Source organism: Nitrosospira sp. Nsp1 (assembly GCF_900100985.1).
Taxonomy (GTDB): Bacteria; Pseudomonadota; Gammaproteobacteria; order Burkholderiales; family Nitrosomonadaceae; genus Nitrosospira.
In genome coordinates this window covers 89,337-106,815 of sequence record NZ_FMUF01000005.1, presented here as the reverse complement: position 1 = coordinate 106,815, position 17,479 = coordinate 89,337, and the positions used below count along the sequence as shown (strand labels likewise).

The window sequence follows — 17,479 nt, the reverse complement described above, 5'->3', positions numbered from 1 at the left end:
CATGAAGATCATAGATTCCACTTTAAAGCCGCAATTCGCTTCGACGTTCGATATTGATCGCGTTCGCGCTGATTTTCCGATCCTCGAGCTCCAGGTTGAGGGCAAACCACTGGTCTATCTCGACAATGCGGCGTCCAGCCAGATGCCGCAACCGGTAATCGACCGCCTGGTACGCTACCAGACGACCCAGCACGCCAATATCAATCGCGGCGTGCACTATTTATCCGAATTGGCTACCGCGGAATACGAGGGGTCGCGCCGCAGGTTGCAACGTTTCATCAACGCGCGCGAAGACAGGGAAGTCATTTTCACCAGTGGCACTACCGATGCGATCAATCTCGTAATGCATGGTTACGGCCGAAAATTCATCGGTGCCGGCGACGAGATCATTCTGACTACACTTGAGCATCATTCCAACATCGTGCCCTGGCAGATGCTCGCGGAAGAGAAGGGCGCGAAGATCCGTGTTGCGCCCATCAATGATGCCGGGGAGCTCCTCATCGATGAATACGAAAAACTGTTTACCGAGCGAACCAAATTCGTAGGTGTGTTGCATGTGTCGAATGCACTGGGTACCGTTAATCCCGTCAAGGAAATGATTGCGTTCGCGCATGCGCGCAATGTACCGGTGCTGATCGATGGCGCGCAGGCCGTGCCGCACATGACAGTGGACGTGCAAGATCTCGACTGCGACTTCTACGCTTTTTCCGGCCACAAGCTGTGCGGCCCGACAGGCATAGGCGTGCTCTATGGCAAGGCTGAGCTACTTGAACGTATGCAGCCATTCAAGGGCGGCGGAGACATGATTTTGTCGGTGACTTTCGAAAAAACCACCTACAATTCCATACCGCACAAATTTGAAGCAGGTACACCGCCGATCGCGGCTGCGATCGGGCTCGGCACCGCGGTTGATTATTTATCCTCGATCGGTTTGGATGCAATCGCCGCGTACGAGCTCGATCTTCTCAACTACGCGACTGAACAGATGAGCCACATGCCGGGCGTGCGTATTATCGGTACGGCTGCAACGAAGACCGCGGTACTGTCGTTTGAGGTCGAGGGCGTGCATCCGCACGATATCGGCACGCTCCTGAATCAGGAAGGGGTTGCGGTACGGACCGGCCACCATTGCGTGCAGCCGGTAATGCTGCGCCTCAAGGTACCGGCGACGACGCGTGCTTCGTTTGCTTTTTACAATACGATGGCCGAGGTGGATGCATTTATCGCAGGCGTTCGCACCGTGCAAAAAATTTTCATGTGATGATCACGAAATCGCTCTATCAAGAAGTTATTCTCGACCACAACAAGAAGCCCCGCAATTATGGCACGCTGGATAAAGCAAGCCACCACGCGGTTGGCCATAACCCATTATGCGGCGATCACCTCGATATTGCGCTAAACCTCGATGGAGAGCGCATTGACGGCATCGCGTTCCACGGTGAATCATGCGCGATCTGCAAGGCATCGGCCTCGATGATGACCACCGTCGTGAAAGGCAAAACGCGCGCGGATGCAGAGACACTGATCAAGGAGTTTCGTGATATGGCGACCGGCACGCTCGATCTCGAGGGCCAGCATCACCTGGGGCGGCTCACGGTATTTGCGGGTGTGCGTGATCTGCCAACGCGAGTAAAATGTGCTATTTTGCCGTGGCACACGCTGCATGCTGCGCTCAATGCCGTTACCACCACCTCGACCGAGTCCGAGGATGATCCGATGCATGCTCCAATAGGGGATGCTTGAAAGGAACAGGAAATGCCAAAAATAGCGGAAATAGAAGGTACCCCGAATCGAAACGCGCTGAAATTCATCCTGAAGGAGCCATTGACCTGGGGGATGACATGCTCATATGACAATGCCGAGCAGGCGAAAGACGATCCGCTTGCCGCTGCGTTGTTCGACATCGATCATGTGACTAACGTCTTTTATGTCGATCGCTGGATCACGGTAACGCAAGACGGCGGTGCCGATTGGCAAGACCTTGCGCGCGAAGTGGCCGATCCGATCCGCGCCGCGCCCGCGGCCGATGCGCAATCGGCTGCAACAGTCGCCGCGGCAACCAGTGCAATTGCCGGGTTAAGCCCGGAGGACCAGCAGCGGCTCGATACCATCAATATCATGCTCGACGAGGAGGTTCGTCCTTATCTCCAAAGTGACGGCGGCGATCTGCATGTGCTCGGGCTGGAGGGCAACAAGCTCAGCGTTCATTATCAAGGTGCTTGCGGCACGTGCCCGAGTTCAATCTCAGGCACGCTGCGAGGTATTCAGAATATGCTGAGATCGATAGAACCCGATATCGAGGTTGTCGCGCTATAACAACCGGGTTTCATGTGCTTTTTATGGCATGTGGGTTCTTCCCCGGCTTCCTGCTGCGCCAAGATACGTTCCCGATGATATTCCTTTTCCCATCCCGGTGTGATCGGCTATAGTATGCTCGATTTCTGCAAGGTGCTGGCTTACAGGCACCCGATGAAATAATCGGCTGCTGTGTTTTCACTGTTTTTGCGGTTCTTGCAGGGTGGGTCGCCCGGTTCTCGTGGCAGATGCCTGCTCACTGTCTGCACCATAATCACCCCTGACCTCATATAGATGCCTGGTTCAGGTTAAGAAGAATCACAGATGCTCTGGATAAAATCGCTACACATCATTTTCATGGTGACCTGGTTCGCGGGATTGTTTTATTTGCCGCGTCTGTTTGTCTATCACACGATGAGCGATGACGCGCCAGGCATCGAGCGCTTCAAGGTGATGGAGCGTAAACTCTATTATGGAATCATGACGCCCGGCGCGGTGCTGACAATTCTCTTCGGGCTTTGGCTCTGGCTGGGTTATGGAATTTCTGGCGGCTGGTTGCATGCAAAACTTGCATTAGTCATCGTGCTGATCGCGTACCATTTCTACTGTGGAAAACTGCTCGCCGATTTCAAGTATGATCGCAATCGGCGCAGTCATGTTTATTACCGGTGGTTTAATGAATTTCCGGTGGTGATCCTGATTGCGGTGGTGATCCTGGTTGTGGTAAAGCCGTTTTGAAAGATCGCTTGCTATCTCATCATGAGTTCCACCGAACAAAAACCTGTTGATCATCAGGTAGACAAGAATCTCGATCGTATACCACTAAACCATGCAAACAATCACGGTAGATTTTGCCTCTACGCCAAGTGAGCGTAGTTACCCGATACATATCGGCAGTGGGATTCTGAGCCATTCCGAAATTATCCTGGACCAATTGCCGCGAAAGCGCGCCGCAATCGTCACAAACACTACGGTAGCGCCCCTTTATATGGAAAGGCTGCGTAGCGTGCTGGAAGGCCAAGGCGTGGCGACCGTTCCCATCGTTCTCCCTGACGGGGAAGCGCACAAGAATTGGCAGACGCTGAACTTCATATTCGATGCGCTTCTTCGTCACCGCTGTGAACGGAGCACGCCCATCATCGCCCTTGGCGGCGGCGTCGTCGGTGATTTGGCCGGGTTTGCCGCCGCGACCTATTTGCGGGGAGTGCCGTTCATTCAAATTCCAACGACGCTTCTGGCACAGGTCGATTCTTCGGTCGGCGGTAAGACGGGTATCAATCATCCGCTTGGCAAAAACATGATCGGCGCTTTTTATCAGCCTCGGGTCGTACTGGCAGACACGGCAACGCTCGATACATTGCCGGAAAGGGAGTTGCGGGCAGGCATTGCCGAGATCATCAAATATGGTCTGATCCGGGATCTCGGCTTCCTGGAGTGGTTAGAACGGAATATGGCCAAGCTCCTTATCCGCGACGCCGATATACTGGTCGAGGCGATACGCCGAAGTTGCGTAAACAAGGCGGAGGTTGTGCAAGCCGATGAACGCGAAAGTGGTGTTCGGGCATTACTCAACCTCGGGCATACCTTTGGTCACGCTATCGAAAATGCGATGGGTTACGGTGTCTGGTTGCATGGCGAAGCAGTTGCAGCCGGTACGATGCTGGCTGCGGAACTATCGAAGCGCATGGGGATGATCGGCGAGGCCGAGGTGGAGCGAATCCGGAAAATTTATGCGCAAGCAGGGCTTTCTGCCGTGGCGCCCAATCTCGGCCCGGAAAAATACCTATCCCTGATGGGGCTGGACAAGAAGGTAGAGGGAGGGAATATGCGTTTCATTTTACTCCGGCATATAGGTGAGGCCGTGCTCCATTCCGACGTGCCGGCAGAGATATTGGCTGAAACGCTTATGGAATGTACTGCCGATGCATGAGCTGGCGCCTTATGCAGTAACTTCGGCCAGTTCGCGCGGCCGCCGCATCGCGGAAGAATCAGCACCGGGGCGTACCGCCTTCCAGCGTGATCGCGATCGCATCATTCATTCCACCGCATTTCGCAGGCTTGTATACAAAACTCAGGTTTTTGTAAATCACGAAGGCGACCTGTTTCGCACGCGCTTAACGCATAGCCTGGAGGTAGCGCAAATCGGCCGCTCGGTTGCGCGCAATCTGCATCTCAACGAAGATCTGGTTGAAGCCATTGCCTTGGCGCATGACCTCGGCCATACGCCATTTGGTCATGCCGGGCAGGAAGCGCTGAACGACTGCATGAAAGATTACGGTGGCTTCGAGCACAACTTGCAGTCTCTACGTGTGGTAGATGTGCTGGAAGAACGTTATGGCGCATTTGACGGCTTGAATTTGTGCTTTGAAACGCGTGAAGGCATCCTCAAGCACTGCGCCAGAAAGAATGCCGTAAAGCTTGGAGATGTGGGCGAGCGTTTCCTTTCGGATAAGCGGCCGTCACTGGAAGCACAACTGGCCAATCTTGCCGATGAAATCGCCTACAACAACCACGACGTAGACGATGGCTTGCGCTCCGGCCTGATTACGCTGGAGCAACTTGCGGAGGTCAAAATATTCGCTCGGCATTTGTCGATGGCAAAAAGTCATTACCCCGAGATCTCTGGGCGGCGTTTGATTCATGAAACCGTCCGGCGCATGATCAATACGCTGGTGGGGGATCTGATCGGGCAAAGCGCCGCCAATATCGCGCATAGCCGCCCGGATAGTCTTGAAGCTGTGCGGGCGGCCCCATACCTCGTTGGTTTCAGCGAGGAAATCTGGCAGGAGCAGCAGGAACTGAAAAAATTTCTGCGGGACTATCTGTACCGGCACTACAAGGTGGCGCGCATGAGTGCCAAGGCGCGACACACGATCGAAGCACTTTTCAAGGCGTTTTGCTCGGATATCCGGTTGCTTCCCCCGGTATTTCAGTCAAAGTATCATCACGATAAACATCAGGCAGTTGCCGATTATATTGCCGGCATGACCGATCGCTATGCAATTCGGGAATATCGGCGGTTATTTGCCATCGAGGAGAGCTGACGCTTCTGCTATGCCTTTGCTGCTGCTGAACCTTCACCTTATTCATATTCGTGATCACCGTACCGGCCGGCGCCGGCAAGGATAAAGCTCCACCACAATCGCCACTGGCCGTGAGCATGTACCCGGAAGCCAATAGCTGATAACATTAGCAGGTTAAGCTCATGAACAACCTGTCCACAGGAAGATGAGTTCAACAGGTATGATCCGGGACACAAGCTGTTACCCGGGAACTGGCGCATAAACGATGCTGTTTCTTGCTGAGTTTGTACGATTAAACTGGAGTCGATGACAAGATTGAAGAACGATACCCTGCTGCGGGCTCTCCTGCGACAACCTACTGAATACACCCCGGTGTGGATGATGCGTCAGGCTGGGCGATATTTACCCGAGTACAACCAGACGCGCGCGCGTGCCGGCAACTTTCTCGCTCTGTGCAAAAACCCGGATTTCGCGACTGAAGTTACGATGCAGCCCCTGGCGCGGTTCCCGCTGGATGCCGCGATATTATTTTCGGATATTCTGACTATCCCCGATGCAATGGGGCTGGGGCTCTACTTCTCGGATGGTGAGGGGCCCAAGTTCGAGCGGCCTTTACGTGAAGAATGGGAGATTCGTGCACTGACGGTACCTGATCCCGGGGTACACCTGCGTTACGTGATGGATGCGGTTTCACAAATCCGAAGGACGCTGGACAACCGGGTTCCGCTGATCGGCTTTTCCGGCAGTCCTTTCACGCTTGCCTGTTATATGGTCGAGGGTTGCGGCGGTACCGATTTCCGTCAGATCAAAACCATGTTGTACCAGCGGCCGGATCTGTTGCATCACATTCTCGATATTACCGCGCAGGCGGCAATTGCTTATCTGAATGCACAAATCGAATCCGGCGCCCAGGCTGTGATGATTTTCGATACCTGGGGCGGCGCCTTGTCCCACGCAGCCTATCGGGAATTTTCCTTGCGCTATATCAGTCAGATATTAGCAGGACTAAAGCGCGAGCATGGCGGTGAGCGCGTGCCTAACATCGTTTTTACCAAGGGTGGCGGACTATGGCTGGAGAGCATTGCGGATAGCGGTTGTGATGCGGTTGGGCTCGACTGGACCGTGGATATCGCCGAGGCGCGCCGGCGGGTTGGGCACAAGGTTGCCTTGCAAGGAAATCTCGACCCCGCGGTGCTATTCTCGACACCGGAAGTGATTGCTGCTGAAGTGGAAAAAATTCTTTCCGGTTACGGAAAAGGCAACGGCCACGTTTTCAATCTTGGTCATGGCATTTCGCAGTTTACTCCACCGGAGAATGCCCTCACACTGGTGGAAGCGGTTCATGCCCTCAGCCGCAAATATCGCTAGCACCCAATTTTATAAATAAAAAAGGCACTAAATACCAACAAAACATATCGAACTGTGCTAGATTCTCAACAAAGCCTCAGGTCGACCAAACGCGAGTAGCGACCTGGATCGACGTTGATTTATTTCTACCGGAATCAGCTACATTTTTCAAATCGGGCATATTCTCTAGGTGTTGTTAAAACCGATAAGCCGTTTTATCTTATAATTTTTTAGTAAGCCTTCCCGTGCATATACTTATTATTGAAGATGATCCGGCTATCGCCACAAACCTCTACGATTTTCTCGAGGCCCGCGGTCACAGTGTCGATGCCGCCGCTGACGGCATCACCGGCCTGCATCTCGCGGTAACGCAGAAATTTGATGGGATTCTGCTTGATCTTGGTCTTCCAGCCATGGATGGCATTACGTTATGCCGGAAACTTCGCCAGGAAGCGGACCTCGACACACCGGTGCTGATGCTGACAGCGCGGGATACGCTGGAAGATAAACTCAAAGGGTTCGATCACGGCGCCGACGATTACATGATCAAGCCGTTCGCGCTGAAAGAGGTCGAAGCCCGCCTCGTTGCGATGCATAAACGGCATGGCGGCAAAGTGACCAGCCGCATGCTGGAAACCGGCGATCTGTCATTCGATCCCAAAACGCTATCAGTGCTTTTTGCCGGCACGGCGGTCAAGTTGCCCCCCAAATGTATCCGGCTGCTCGCGCTCATGATGAGCGAGCCCGGCCGCGTGTTCAGCCGCAGGGAACTTGAATCGGAAGTCTGGGGAGACACGCAGGGAACCAGCGATACATTGCGCAGCCACATGCACGAACTACGCCGTTCCTTGAGCCGCGCGGGCGGCTACGATCCGATCGAGACAATTCATGGACTTGGGTACCGCCTCATTTCCCGTGCCAGGGATTAAACGTGGCCTACGCCGACGCGTTGCGCTGGCCTTTGCGGTATTCTGCATAGTCGTCGTCGGAACACTCGGTATCAGCTTGTATATCGCTTCTGACGATATCGAAGAGGCGCATATCGAGCAGATCATGGAAACCGAGATGGACTATCTGCTCGAGCGTTATCGCCAGAGTAGCGATTTCGTCCCCCAGGTGGGCTCAAATCTCGAAAAGTACATCATCCATGATCCCGCCGAGGAATCCAGGCTCCCCCCATACTTGCAAGGGCTCAACTACAGGCGCCACAAGGTTTTCAGGGGCCCGGAGGAGATTCGGGTCGCGGTACGCCATGTCGATGGCGTCAAGTTTCTTGTTGCCTATGAAATCGGGCTCCATGATCAGCGGCAACAGGAACTCAGGCTTCTTATCATTTTATCGCTCCTTTCGGTGGTCGGAGTTGCGTTACTGGTGGGATATCTGCTTGCGGGCGTACTCGTCAGGCAAGTTACCGATCTTGCGGAGCGAGTAAGGCATCTGGCGCCCGGTGCGGGACAGGACGCAACAATGATCCAGCCCGGCCAGGACGAGGAAGTGGCGCAACTCGCCCGTGCACTGGACGACTATCAGAACCGCATCACGCGCATGCTGCGGCGCGAGCAGGAGTTCACCGCCAACATAAGTCACGAGTTGCGTACCCCGATCACCACCATCCTGACGAGTTGCGAACTGCTCGTTACGGAACCGGGCTTCTCCGAGAGGGCGCGGGCGCGCATCGGAATGATCGAGGTTGCGGCAACTCGCATGGGAGAACAATTGCAGGCATTGTTATTCCTTGCTCGCGAACAGGCGCTGGGTATCATGGAACCGGTCGCAATCGCCGAGTGTGTTTACGATGCAGTGGAGCCTGTATGCACTGAAATATATCGAAAGCGCCTCATGTTCGAGGTTGCAGTAGAGCCGAATGCCGTTCTCACGCTAAACCGGCAAGCATTGCACACGGCTCTTGTGAATCTGCTTCGCAATGCGGTGCAATATACAGAGCGCGGTTTCATTCGCGTGAATTTCAGCCGGAAGCGTCTTTCAATCTCCGATTCCGGCATCGGTATCGAACCTTCTTATCTGCCCCTCCTTTATGAGCGCTTCTTCCGCGGGTCGACGAAAGGCGAAGGCCTGGGAATCGGCCTTGCGATTGTCAAGCGTATCTGCGACCACTATGGCTGGATTATAGAGGTCGACAGCACGCCGGGAAAAGGCGCAACTTTCCACATCACCTTTCCGTAATTCCCCCTGCATTTGCGGTTTCCAAAAACGTCACGCTTCGTGATCGTTCTTTTTTTGCCTTTCACAAATTAATCACAACCCCGCGACAGGTTCTTCACATGGGTTGTGGCAATCTGTGTTTCATGGCAGCACAACTATAACGTTTGTTTCGTAGCCATAAAGCAGCGAGTTGTTCCATGATTTCACTGATATTAAAAAAACTATTGTTACCGTTGCAGCTTTCGACATTCTATACATTTTCGATTTACAAGTAAGGATAAACCAATTTTACAAACAAGGACAAACCAATGCGAATCCAGCAAGGAATCGTTACCGGTTCCGTCATCGTTCCAGAAACCTTCATTCACATTCGGAGGGCTATATGACAGTCATATACTTGAGAGATGTAAAAGAGTCCCGTGCTGAGAACAGGCCCGCGAAAAGTGCGAACCCCGCCACTGTGGAAATATTGCGGAGATCGGATCGGAGATCTTCATTGGCGGAAACTTCCACACGCTTGCGGGCGCGGCTGCTCTCCCGCCAGTCGGTGAAGTACTCTCCATCGAGCTCCTGGCCGCTCGAACATACGAGCCAATGGCTCGAGTGCGCTCATCCCGGCTGGTCCTGAAGGCCGGGTGATCGTAATCGTAGGTAAGTTAATAACTACATAAGGAGGGTTTACCATGTCAATTTCCAGTCTTCTCGTACCGGCGATACTGTTTTTCGCGCTCGGTATGTTCGCGCAGGTGATCAAATCGGATCTCAAGTTTCCGCCCGATATGCACAAGATGATCGTTATCTATCTGCTGATAGGTATCGGGTTGCATGGCGGCAAGGCCCTGACCCAGGGATCGATGGCTGATGCCCTGCCTGCCGTGGGAGCGGCTTTTCTGTTTGGTATTGGCTTGCCTATCGTTGCATACGTTATTTTGCGGGGCCTCGGAAAGATCGACCCGCTCAATGCCGCGGCAATCGCGGCGCATTACGGCTCGGTGAGTGCCGGCACTTACATGACGGCGGTGGCTTTCCTGGGCGGCATCGGTGTGACCTTTGAAGCTTATCCAGTCATCATGCTGGCAATCATGGAGTCTCCCGCCATCATGATCGGCCTGGTGCTGGCCGGCTATTCGCGCAAAATAATGGGAGGGGCTACCAAAGGTGAGAAGGGAATGTATATGCACCTGCTGCGCGAAGCCTTCACCAATGGCAGTATTCTGCTGCTGTTTGTCTCCATGGGAATCGGCGCAGTGGTCTCGGAGCCAAGCTATCACAAGATCGAGCCGTTCTTCGAAACCATATTCATGGGCGCCTTGTGCCTGTTCCTGTGCGATATGGGCATGGAAGCCGGGAAAAGGCTGTCGGAATTCAAAGCAGTGGGTATCTTCCTCGTCTGTTTTGGTGTTGCGATGCCTCTGATCGGTGCGATTTGCGGCCTGATGGTCGGCCACTTCTGGCTTGGCTACTCGGTGGGCGGAGTGACGCTGGTCACGGTGCTCGCAGCGAGCTGTTCCTATATCGCGGTACCCCCGGCGATGCGCCTGGCTGTCCCGGAAGCCAACCCGTCTTTTTACCTGACCTTGTCGCTTGGAGTCACCTTTCCATTCAATGTTGTGGTCGGCATTCCTATTTACTACGGCGCTGCCCAGTATCTGGCGGGCGTATAGCGAAGCGGATGTCACTGGTATCTCGGGATGATTCATCAATTCACCGGAATCTTTTCGAGATACATTCCGGCCCAACTGAAGTATTCAAATCCGACTATCAACGCGTAAATAATTCTGGGGAGAGAAACCATGTTTAATAGAGCAGATGTTTTAATTTCGATGATACGTATCGAGATCGTCATCGATGACGAGAAGCTCAGTGATCTGATTACCCTGTTACGAACAGCCGGTGTGCGCGGCTATACGTTCTTTAGGCACGGCGGCGGCCTTGGGTCGCGCGGGGAGCGGCGCCCGGATGACATTGCTCTTGAGGAAAGAAATGCTGTAGTGATTGTGGCTTGTGAAGAAAAACAGGCTGAGAGACTGGTGATGGCGATCCGCCCAAAATTGAAAGAATATGGTGGAATGTGCCTGATTTCGGACTGCAAGTGGATCATAGGGCCTGCGGCTTCCTACTGATCCATCAGCCGGCATGGTTTCAGGTATGTGAAGTAATAAAGAAAAAGAACGCAATTTTTTGAGTTTTTAAATAGTGCCTGTTTCTAATAACCTAAGGAGTTGATCATGTCGCAACATCAATTTCCCGAAAAGACGTTGCTGGTTGGCTTTGCGCCGCTACCGTCGTCCTGTTTATTAATGACAGCAACTATTATTGAGAGAGTTTCATTTGAGTTCCCCGGCTTTTGCCAAACACAATAGCCGGGGAACTGATCCGTCCCATCTCAACACGGGGAACGGATTTATGGATTTCGCACTTCAATTACAAGAATATGAAAGACGGCAAGGCTGCATTTCCGGTGAAGTTGGCCTTGGGTGGCCTGAATCGGAAGCTGGCGATTGAGGCCAGCTCGATTCAAAAGCTGACTGTAGCTTCTGACTCGAGTCCAACGCTCCAACTAACGATCAATCTGCTGACGAAACCGAATCGTGGCTGAAATTAACCGAACGATTCGGTATAAACCCGAGCTGAGAATACAAATGGCGAGACCTGCGACAGGACGGGAATTTGTGGAAGCGGCGAAGGAAAAAATCGCCTCAGCCAAGACAGTTGAGGCGTTGCGTGCTGCTCAGGCATTGCTCCTTCCGCTGGAATTTGGCATGTCATTGGAACAGACGGCCGTCATCATCGGTTTATCTAAAAGTAGAACGGGAAAACTGCGAACGCGGTTTCAGCGCATTGAGGCCGGCGCTGAACAGGTCAAAACAAAAAAGGGCCTTCGCAATCATGCACGGATGAGTCTCGATGAAGAAGTACAGTTCCTGACTCCATTCGTTACCCATGCCCAGGCCACGGGTATTCTGCCGATACACCAGCTGAAAGCCGAGCTTGAAAGACGCGTAGGCGGATCGGTGTCGACATCGACGGTATATCAGTTGCTTCGCCGCCACGGATGGTCAAAGCTGGTGCATCACGTAAAAACGGATGCAACGGCCATGCACCCATCGCAAAGAACGGGTCAGAAGAAAAATAATCCGGAAACGTAAAGTCCGATCGTGCTATCGAAACGCCATGGTTGCGTTCCGGGTACCTGCTCCTCCTGGGTAACGCCGTCCTTCGATACTGCCGTTGCTCCTCGTCTACCTGCATTCATCCAGATCCATGCCTGACCTTGTCTCCGCACGCCTTCGAGCTGGCAGGGGAAATGCGGTTCGGCTCAACAAGGAACAGCAAAGCAAAGAACGGGCGGTATCCGCTACAGAGCAAGTCCTCTCTTAAACCTGGATCAGGCAGTTGGTCGAGGCGAAAAACCCCCTTTTCGGCTATGGCGCCTGGTTGAAAAGTGGGTGGTCAACCGTCTCATTCAGTTTAAATGGGTCACCCTCCATGTCGTCGTGAACGGGAAATATGGTTCGCGTGACTATCGCCAGCTTTTCCAGAATCCGGATGATTTTCAAGCTGTTCCACAGCGCTGTCGGCGGCGCAAATCGCCGTGCCTGGCATTGGTAGTGAAGGATGTCCGGCTTAGGCCTGATTCCCATCCCGGTTTCTCATCGGTTGACACACACCTCCCGAATCAATTGACTTAAGCAGGTGATTAATTCCCCATACAAGCGTTCCAACTTACCTACATAAAATTGACATATGTCACTAATGCACCGATCTGCTGCTCGCCATATTCATAGGTTTTTATTATCTAAGACATTGTTTATACATGAATTACATGCGGAGCAGCCTACACCTGAACATGCCTGCTTTGGCATGATGTGAAGTAGATATTAAAAACTTCACAATTTCTTGACATTTAACATACATATTCTTCACATGGCTAATGCTATGTTAGCGTTGCTTTTAATGCCTTAATGAATTTGTAGAGATTTGAATGTTGAATCCGCTGTGAAAGCGGTTGCTAAAGCCGGTTGAGCAAATGCTTCAGCATCTGATTGTGGGCGAGCCAGTCAAGGACTTGAGGTTACTTCCAGATCAGCTGTTTTTTAACTTATGACGAAATTGAGCAGACGTCGAACAACCATCGGAAAGCAGATCACCCTCCCGGTTTCTTCTTCGTTTGAAGTTATGTTTAAATTTTTTAAAAAGGAAGGATAGGTACCATGAGTTCATCTACTTTAGATAAGCCACTGTCAACTGATGATCATGCACCCGGCGCCACTGCGGAACAAGTTGTCGCGCCAGGATCGGCGGGGTTTCAGGCCAAGTATCTCGCTCGTGACATTCAGGCTGGAATTATAACTGGAACCATGGCGGTCCCGCTATCGATCGGCATTGCCATGATGTCGGAGTATCCTATCAAAGTAGCACTGGCGACGGTCGTTTTTGCCTGTTTCATCGGATGGATCAATGCCTTTCTCAAGCCAGGAAATTATATCGGCGTGCCGGGGGTGGCGGCCGGTCTCGCCCCTGCCCTGGCGATGGGTGTTCACACCTTCGGTATTGAAAATATGGCGTTTGTCATTTTCCTGACAGCCACAATGCAAGCGGTCGTATGGAAGTACAATTGGCAACGGTATATTTTGCAGGCGGTACCGGTTTATCTCGTAGAAGGATTGTTGGCGGGAGTGGGTCTGAAGATAGGCCTCAAATTCGCTACATTTTGCTATGAGATACCGGCAGACCTGGAAACGGCCGATGTATTCTGGAATGAGGCGCGCATCCAGATTGTACTGATATCGATAGTCGGTTTCGCCGGCTTCGTATACCTGTTTTCAAAATTCAAGGATACGAAACCCGCAATTCCTTATTTCCTGCTGATAATCGCAAGTATCGTGCTCGCTCAATACATGCCGATGTCTATGCTATTTGTGGAGGATGTTCCGTTTACGCTTTCCCTCCCGGTGCCGCATATCGAGAGCGCAATGATGTGGGTGTACATCGTGGGATTCGCCGCAATGCTCGCCACGATCGATGTGATAGAGCAGGTAATGAGCAACGCCGCGATCGAGAAAATAGATCCACTGGGGCGCAAATGCAACACCAATAACAGCTTGTGGTCCATCTGGATAAGCAATATGGGCGCGAGTTTTTTTGGCGGCATGACCAACCTGGACGGATTGGCTAAAAGCACCACCAACAAACTGGCTGGGGCATATACCAAGTTTTCGAATATTGTCGTCGGTACGGTCGTTCTCTTCTTCTTCTTCAATTCGCACTATCTTGAATATCTGCCGAAGTTCTCGCTGGCCGCAATCATGATTTTCTCCGGCTGGAAAATGGTCATGGGATTGTGGCACGTCGCAAACTACGGACAATATGCGTTGATGCTTTCAGTTCTTACCGCCTTGCTGGTCTTCAAGATAGGCATCTTCGAAGGCATGCTGGTCGCATTGGCAGTTCATGGGCTTATCAACTACCTGGTTTTTCAACAGGCCGGCAAGATACCGAGCAAGGTCATCATCAAAAAATATTTCGAGAAATTTTCGACAGGCGGCACCGCTGACTAGTTGACCCGGGGATGCAATCCTAATCGAGGCGGGCACGTGATGCCCGCCTCTTTTCATGAATCACTATAAGAGGAGTTCTAATGTACAAGAAGATCATGGTAGCTATCGCCGACGATGAAATTTCCCGCAGCGCATTGGAAGAGGCCCAGTATATCGCAGCTACCGATGGAGCCGTACTGTGCATCGTCCATACCGTGACGAAAGGGATGAAAGGAATCGACGATGACGAGGCTGATAACCGAAAAGCTGGAGCGGCGCTGCTGGAACGCGCCAGGACTACGGCCACTACCGACGCGACGCCAATAGTGGAAACCCGTTTACTGGATGCGGAAGAAAGATACGGCCGGACTGCTATCATGGAGGCCATCGCCGCTGCCGTCACGGAATGGGGGGCAGATCTGGTCGTTGTGGGTACGGAAGGCCGTCGGGGTCTGGAGCGTTTGGTCACCGGTTCTGTGGCAGAGCAATTGGTAAAAACTGTCGAAATTTCAATTTTGCTGGTTCGTCCCCACTAGGGCGATCCCGCAAGGCAGAAAAAATTTTATCCGAGATGTGAAGAATCTGTGGTGAATACATAAAATAGTTGTGAATTTGTGAAGAATGTGTATACTTCATGTTAAGTATTTGTGAAGTAGTTAAATACCCTTAGTCCGCTTAAAAATGTGTCAACAAGCGGTTCAAGAGGGAAAAAATGTCAGGGAAGTGCGATTTGGTGGTCGAGCTTCTTTATTAGATGGACGAAGCAGATGTTCATCTCGGTGTAAAAGATCGGCATGAAAGCGTAATTCTTACCCTGGTTGTCATACGGTCAGTAACACATTGTCATTGAGTGACGAGTTACACATGCAGAACTTGGGCGTTTTACTATTTAACCAGCTAACCTATTTATAGGCATCCATCATGCTAACATCGACTAATACATTTCTTTATTTCGCATACGGCGCGAACATGTTCTCTCGCAGGATAAACGCCTCGAATATCGCGCCATCAGCGGTAGCGGTAGACATTGGCTTTATTGAAGGACGCAGGTTTACCTTTGGAAAGGTCAGCCGTGACGGTTCCGGGAAAAGCAATATCGAAGCAACCGGTAATCAGAGAAACCGGGTTTATGGCGTTCTCTATAAGATCAACGTAAAGGATAGAGAAAGCCTGAATCAGGCGGAAGGCCTTGGAACAGGCTATAGCGAACTGAATATACCGGTCGTTACGTCAACCGGCACACACACCGCATTGACTTTTGCCGGGAGCTACAAAGAGGCGGTCCTCCGGCCTTACCACTGGCATAAAGCGATGGTTATCCTGGGCGCCATCGAGCATGACCTGCCGAGCGAGTACATCGAATGGCTGCGGATATTTGAAGCGCAAGGCGATGCCAACGTAGAGCGTTGCGCCGAGAGAGAAGCGCTGTTGTACGGTGATTTGCCTCTAGCGCGATTCGAGGTCGATACGGATGTGCGTCGGGCGGCGGTCAACGAGGTCTAAGACGAAAGCGGTTTGCGTTTCGGGAACATTAATTCTGCGGGAGGTACTTGTTAAAGTACCTCCCGTTGTTTTTTCAAAACACCTGGTCTTTTTATTTAGATCGATGTCGCACCAGTTAAGCCCATCATGCTCACCGGACCCATCCTGTTCACGATATGGGATGAAGCTATATAGAGTGAGCTATTTAGCCAGCTTTTGATAAAAAGCAAGGCGTCGAGCGCTGATTTTGCCTTCCTGAACAGCCTGCACAAGCGCGCAGCCAGGTTCATTCGCGTGGCGGCAATTATTGAACCTGCATAGCCCCATATACTGGCGAAATTCAACAAACCCCCACGCCAACGCATCCCTGCCGATATGATGAAGGCCGAATTCCTGCATGCCGGGAGAATCGATTATCCGGCTATTGTCGTCGAGGTGGTAGAGTCGCGCATGGGTAGTAGTATGTCGTCCGGTATCGAGCGCAACGGAAATACCGGAGGTGGCGCGCTCCGCCGCGGGGATGAGCGCATTGATAAGAGTAGATTTGCCCATTCCGGACTGGCCAACCAGGACACTGAGATGACCGTGCAGATGGGGTAATAGCGGTTCGATATTTGTCTTTGCGCTGAGTTGCAGCGACGAATAGCCAAGTTCCCGATAGAGGGAAAGGATGTTGGAAGCAGTGTTTGTGGGCTGGATCAGGTCTGCCTTGTTAAGTACGATCAGTACTTTTATGTGCTGGTTCTCAGCGGCAGCAATGCAGCGATTGATCAATTCTTCGCTAAAACTTGGCACCGCAGCCACCACGATAATAACCTGTGTGATATTGGCGGCGATGAGTTTTTCGCGGAAAGCATCGCTACGATACAATAGGGCGCTGCGAGGCATTATGTTTTCAATGACGCCTTGCCCCGATTCAGTCGGCTGAATCTCCACCACATCGCCGCATGCCACGCCACCTTTTTTTCCACGCATTACACACGACAGTGCTGCGCCGCTTACGGTCTTAACGAGAAAAGATCTGCCGAATGCAGCGACTATCTGCCCGGTAATCGGCGACGCGGTTGGAACCTGCCGAATTGTTCTCAAATGTTGAATAGGGTATCGATTTTCGCTGCGCAAATGAAGTCATTCTCGGACAACCCATTGATCGCATGGGTGGTATATTCGACCTTGCATTTATTGTAGCCAACCATGATGTCCGGGTGATGATCTTCGCGATGGGAAATCCAGGCAACGGCGTTAACAAAAGCCATGGTCTGATAGTAGTTCTTGAAATTATAGCTTTTTTTAATTATTTTATCGAAAAACTCCCACCCCTCGAGCTGCTGCATCAGCGTCGTTATTTCATTGGGAGAAAGCGGGGGCATGTTGCCCTCGCAGGGTTTGCATTGCTTTCTGATGAGATCGTTGGCAGTGGCGTTCATTGGTACTCCTGCTGGTCAGTGTGAAAAATAGCTAGCCTGGATGTTTCATAAATTCGCGTGATGATTGCGCAGGATTTTGTTTTGTAGGGAGATTTTGTGAAAGAGTGGCGTAGTTATTCATACGCCCGACTGAACGAAATTTTCATACAAAACAAAAGACCAGCAAGGGCGCGCGTCAATTTATGAAACATCCGGGCCAATA

General features: G+C 52.0%; 18 protein-coding genes. 15 read left to right on the top strand and 3 right to left on the bottom strand.

The window, feature by feature from the left end; all coding sequences use genetic code 11:
* Position 1 precedes the first annotated feature (1 nt).
* The 12 genes from BLP78_RS04850 to BLP78_RS04795 all read left to right on the top strand — a co-directional run bounded on the left by BLP78_RS04850 (position 2) and on the right by BLP78_RS04795 (position 11,977).
* Positions 2-1,261: a cysteine desulfurase gene (locus BLP78_RS04850; RefSeq protein ID WP_090457058.1), complete on the top strand. Its 1,260-nt coding sequence runs from the start codon at positions 2-4 to the stop codon at positions 1,259-1,261.
* Positions 1,261-1,743 carry a Fe-S cluster assembly sulfur transfer protein SufU gene (gene sufU, locus BLP78_RS04845; RefSeq protein ID WP_025040282.1) on the top strand — a complete coding sequence of 161 codons (483 nt, stop codon included), beginning with the start codon at positions 1,261-1,263 and terminating at the stop codon, positions 1,741-1,743. Before BLP78_RS04850 ends, sufU begins: the two co-directional genes overlap by 1 nt.
* Positions 1,744-1,755: 12 nt before the next feature.
* Complete coding sequence (locus BLP78_RS04840) at positions 1,756-2,316, top strand: NifU family protein (protein WP_090457056.1); 561 nt, start codon at positions 1,756-1,758, stop codon at positions 2,314-2,316.
* Between the two features lie 303 nt (positions 2,317-2,619).
* Positions 2,620-3,033 (top strand): protoporphyrinogen oxidase HemJ, encoded by a 414-nt coding sequence (hemJ, locus tag BLP78_RS04835; protein WP_090457053.1) that lies wholly within the window; start codon positions 2,620-2,622, stop codon positions 3,031-3,033.
* Positions 3,034-3,124: 91 nt separating this feature from the next.
* Positions 3,125-4,225 carry a 3-dehydroquinate synthase gene (gene aroB, locus BLP78_RS04830; RefSeq protein ID WP_090457051.1) on the top strand — a complete coding sequence of 367 codons (1,101 nt, stop codon included), beginning with the start codon at positions 3,125-3,127 and terminating at the stop codon, positions 4,223-4,225.
* Positions 4,218-5,339 (top strand): deoxyguanosinetriphosphate triphosphohydrolase, encoded by a 1,122-nt coding sequence (locus BLP78_RS04825; protein WP_090457049.1) that lies wholly within the window; start codon positions 4,218-4,220, stop codon positions 5,337-5,339. Before aroB ends, BLP78_RS04825 begins: the two co-directional genes overlap by 8 nt.
* 285 nt (positions 5,340-5,624) lie before the next feature.
* On the top strand, positions 5,625-6,686 hold the full coding sequence (gene hemE, locus BLP78_RS04820) for a uroporphyrinogen decarboxylase (RefSeq protein WP_090457047.1): 1,062 nt from the start codon (positions 5,625-5,627) through the stop codon (positions 6,684-6,686).
* 224 nt (positions 6,687-6,910) lie between these two features.
* A complete protein-coding gene (locus BLP78_RS04815) occupies positions 6,911-7,594 on the top strand; it encodes a response regulator transcription factor (RefSeq protein WP_090457045.1) in 684 nt (227 codons plus the stop codon).
* Positions 7,554-8,849 carry a sensor histidine kinase gene (locus BLP78_RS04810; protein WP_036575112.1) on the top strand — a complete coding sequence of 432 codons (1,296 nt, stop codon included), beginning with the start codon at positions 7,554-7,556 and terminating at the stop codon, positions 8,847-8,849. The genes BLP78_RS04815 and BLP78_RS04810 overlap by 41 nt, the downstream gene beginning before the upstream one ends.
* A 662-nt stretch (positions 8,850-9,511) precedes the next feature.
* Positions 9,512-10,492 carry a sodium-dependent bicarbonate transport family permease gene (locus tag BLP78_RS04805; protein ID WP_090457043.1) on the top strand — a complete coding sequence of 327 codons (981 nt, stop codon included), beginning with the start codon at positions 9,512-9,514 and terminating at the stop codon, positions 10,490-10,492.
* Positions 10,493-10,621: 129 nt separating this feature from the next.
* Positions 10,622-10,951: a P-II family nitrogen regulator gene (locus tag BLP78_RS04800; RefSeq protein WP_256330059.1), complete on the top strand. Its 330-nt coding sequence runs from the start codon at positions 10,622-10,624 to the stop codon at positions 10,949-10,951.
* 519 nt (positions 10,952-11,470) lie between these two features.
* Positions 11,471-11,977 (top strand): COG3415 family protein, encoded by a 507-nt coding sequence (locus BLP78_RS04795; RefSeq protein WP_090457041.1) that lies wholly within the window; start codon positions 11,471-11,473, stop codon positions 11,975-11,977.
* Positions 11,978-12,253: 276 nt separating this feature from the next.
* Here the strand turns inward: BLP78_RS04795 and BLP78_RS04790 are convergent, their stop codons facing one another.
* Complete coding sequence (locus BLP78_RS04790) at positions 12,254-12,472, bottom strand: hypothetical protein (RefSeq protein ID WP_090457039.1); 219 nt, start codon at positions 12,470-12,472, stop codon at positions 12,254-12,256.
* A 570-nt stretch (positions 12,473-13,042) separates the two neighbouring features.
* On the opposite strand from BLP78_RS04790, the gene BLP78_RS04785 reads away from it, so the two are divergent.
* From BLP78_RS04785 to BLP78_RS04775, 3 genes are all read left to right on the top strand, one after another.
* On the top strand, positions 13,043-14,389 hold the full coding sequence (locus BLP78_RS04785) for a SulP family inorganic anion transporter (RefSeq protein WP_090457037.1): 1,347 nt from the start codon (positions 13,043-13,045) through the stop codon (positions 14,387-14,389).
* Between the two features lie 80 nt (positions 14,390-14,469).
* On the top strand, positions 14,470-14,904 hold the full coding sequence (locus BLP78_RS04780; RefSeq protein WP_090457035.1) for a universal stress protein: 435 nt from the start codon (positions 14,470-14,472) through the stop codon (positions 14,902-14,904).
* A gap of 385 nt (positions 14,905-15,289) precedes the next feature.
* Complete coding sequence (locus BLP78_RS04775; protein WP_025040268.1) at positions 15,290-15,871, top strand: gamma-glutamylcyclotransferase; 582 nt, start codon at positions 15,290-15,292, stop codon at positions 15,869-15,871.
* Between the two features lie 180 nt (positions 15,872-16,051).
* On the opposite strand, the gene rsgA is transcribed toward BLP78_RS04775, so the two are convergent.
* Positions 16,052-16,939 (bottom strand): ribosome small subunit-dependent GTPase A, encoded by an 888-nt coding sequence (gene rsgA / locus BLP78_RS04770; protein WP_256330056.1) that lies wholly within the window; start codon positions 16,937-16,939, stop codon positions 16,052-16,054.
* Positions 16,936-17,277, bottom strand: a complete 342-nt coding sequence (locus BLP78_RS04765) for a 4a-hydroxytetrahydrobiopterin dehydratase (RefSeq protein ID WP_090457031.1) — start codon at positions 17,275-17,277, stop codon at positions 16,936-16,938. The genes rsgA and BLP78_RS04765 overlap by 4 nt, the downstream gene beginning before the upstream one ends.
* Positions 17,278-17,479 lie beyond the last annotated feature (202 nt).

Excerpts from the sequence above, each read along its gene's own strand:
- BLP78_RS04765 (WP_090457031.1), bottom strand. The coding sequence starts at position 17,277 with ATGAACGCCACTGCCAACGATCTCATCAGAAAGCAATGCAAACCCTGC.
- BLP78_RS04790 (WP_090457039.1), bottom strand. The coding sequence starts at position 12,472 with ATGGGAATCAGGCCTAAGCCGGACATCCTTCACTACCAATGCCAGGCA.
- BLP78_RS04810 (WP_036575112.1), top strand. The coding sequence starts at position 7,554 with ATGGACTTGGGTACCGCCTCATTTCCCGTGCCAGGGATTAAACGTGGC.
- BLP78_RS04850 (WP_090457058.1), top strand. The coding sequence starts at position 2 with ATGAAGATCATAGATTCCACTTTAAAGCCGCAATTCGCTTCGACGTTC.
- BLP78_RS04775 (WP_025040268.1), top strand. The coding sequence starts at position 15,290 with ATGCTAACATCGACTAATACATTTCTTTATTTCGCATACGGCGCGAAC.
- BLP78_RS04840 (WP_090457056.1), top strand. The coding sequence starts at position 1,756 with ATGCCAAAAATAGCGGAAATAGAAGGTACCCCGAATCGAAACGCGCTG.
- hemE (WP_090457047.1), top strand. The coding sequence starts at position 5,625 with ATGACAAGATTGAAGAACGATACCCTGCTGCGGGCTCTCCTGCGACAA.
- BLP78_RS04785 (WP_090457037.1), top strand. The coding sequence starts at position 13,043 with ATGAGTTCATCTACTTTAGATAAGCCACTGTCAACTGATGATCATGCA.
- BLP78_RS04800 (WP_256330059.1), top strand. The coding sequence starts at position 10,622 with ATGTTTAATAGAGCAGATGTTTTAATTTCGATGATACGTATCGAGATC.
- aroB (WP_090457051.1), top strand. The coding sequence starts at position 3,125 with ATGCAAACAATCACGGTAGATTTTGCCTCTACGCCAAGTGAGCGTAGT.
- BLP78_RS04780 (WP_090457035.1), top strand. The coding sequence starts at position 14,470 with ATGTACAAGAAGATCATGGTAGCTATCGCCGACGATGAAATTTCCCGC.
- BLP78_RS04795 (WP_090457041.1), top strand. The coding sequence starts at position 11,471 with ATGGCGAGACCTGCGACAGGACGGGAATTTGTGGAAGCGGCGAAGGAA.
- BLP78_RS04805 (WP_090457043.1), top strand. The coding sequence starts at position 9,512 with ATGTCAATTTCCAGTCTTCTCGTACCGGCGATACTGTTTTTCGCGCTC.
- hemJ (WP_090457053.1), top strand. The coding sequence starts at position 2,620 with ATGCTCTGGATAAAATCGCTACACATCATTTTCATGGTGACCTGGTTC.
- BLP78_RS04825 (WP_090457049.1), top strand. The coding sequence starts at position 4,218 with ATGCATGAGCTGGCGCCTTATGCAGTAACTTCGGCCAGTTCGCGCGGC.
- sufU (WP_025040282.1), top strand. The coding sequence starts at position 1,261 with ATGATCACGAAATCGCTCTATCAAGAAGTTATTCTCGACCACAACAAG.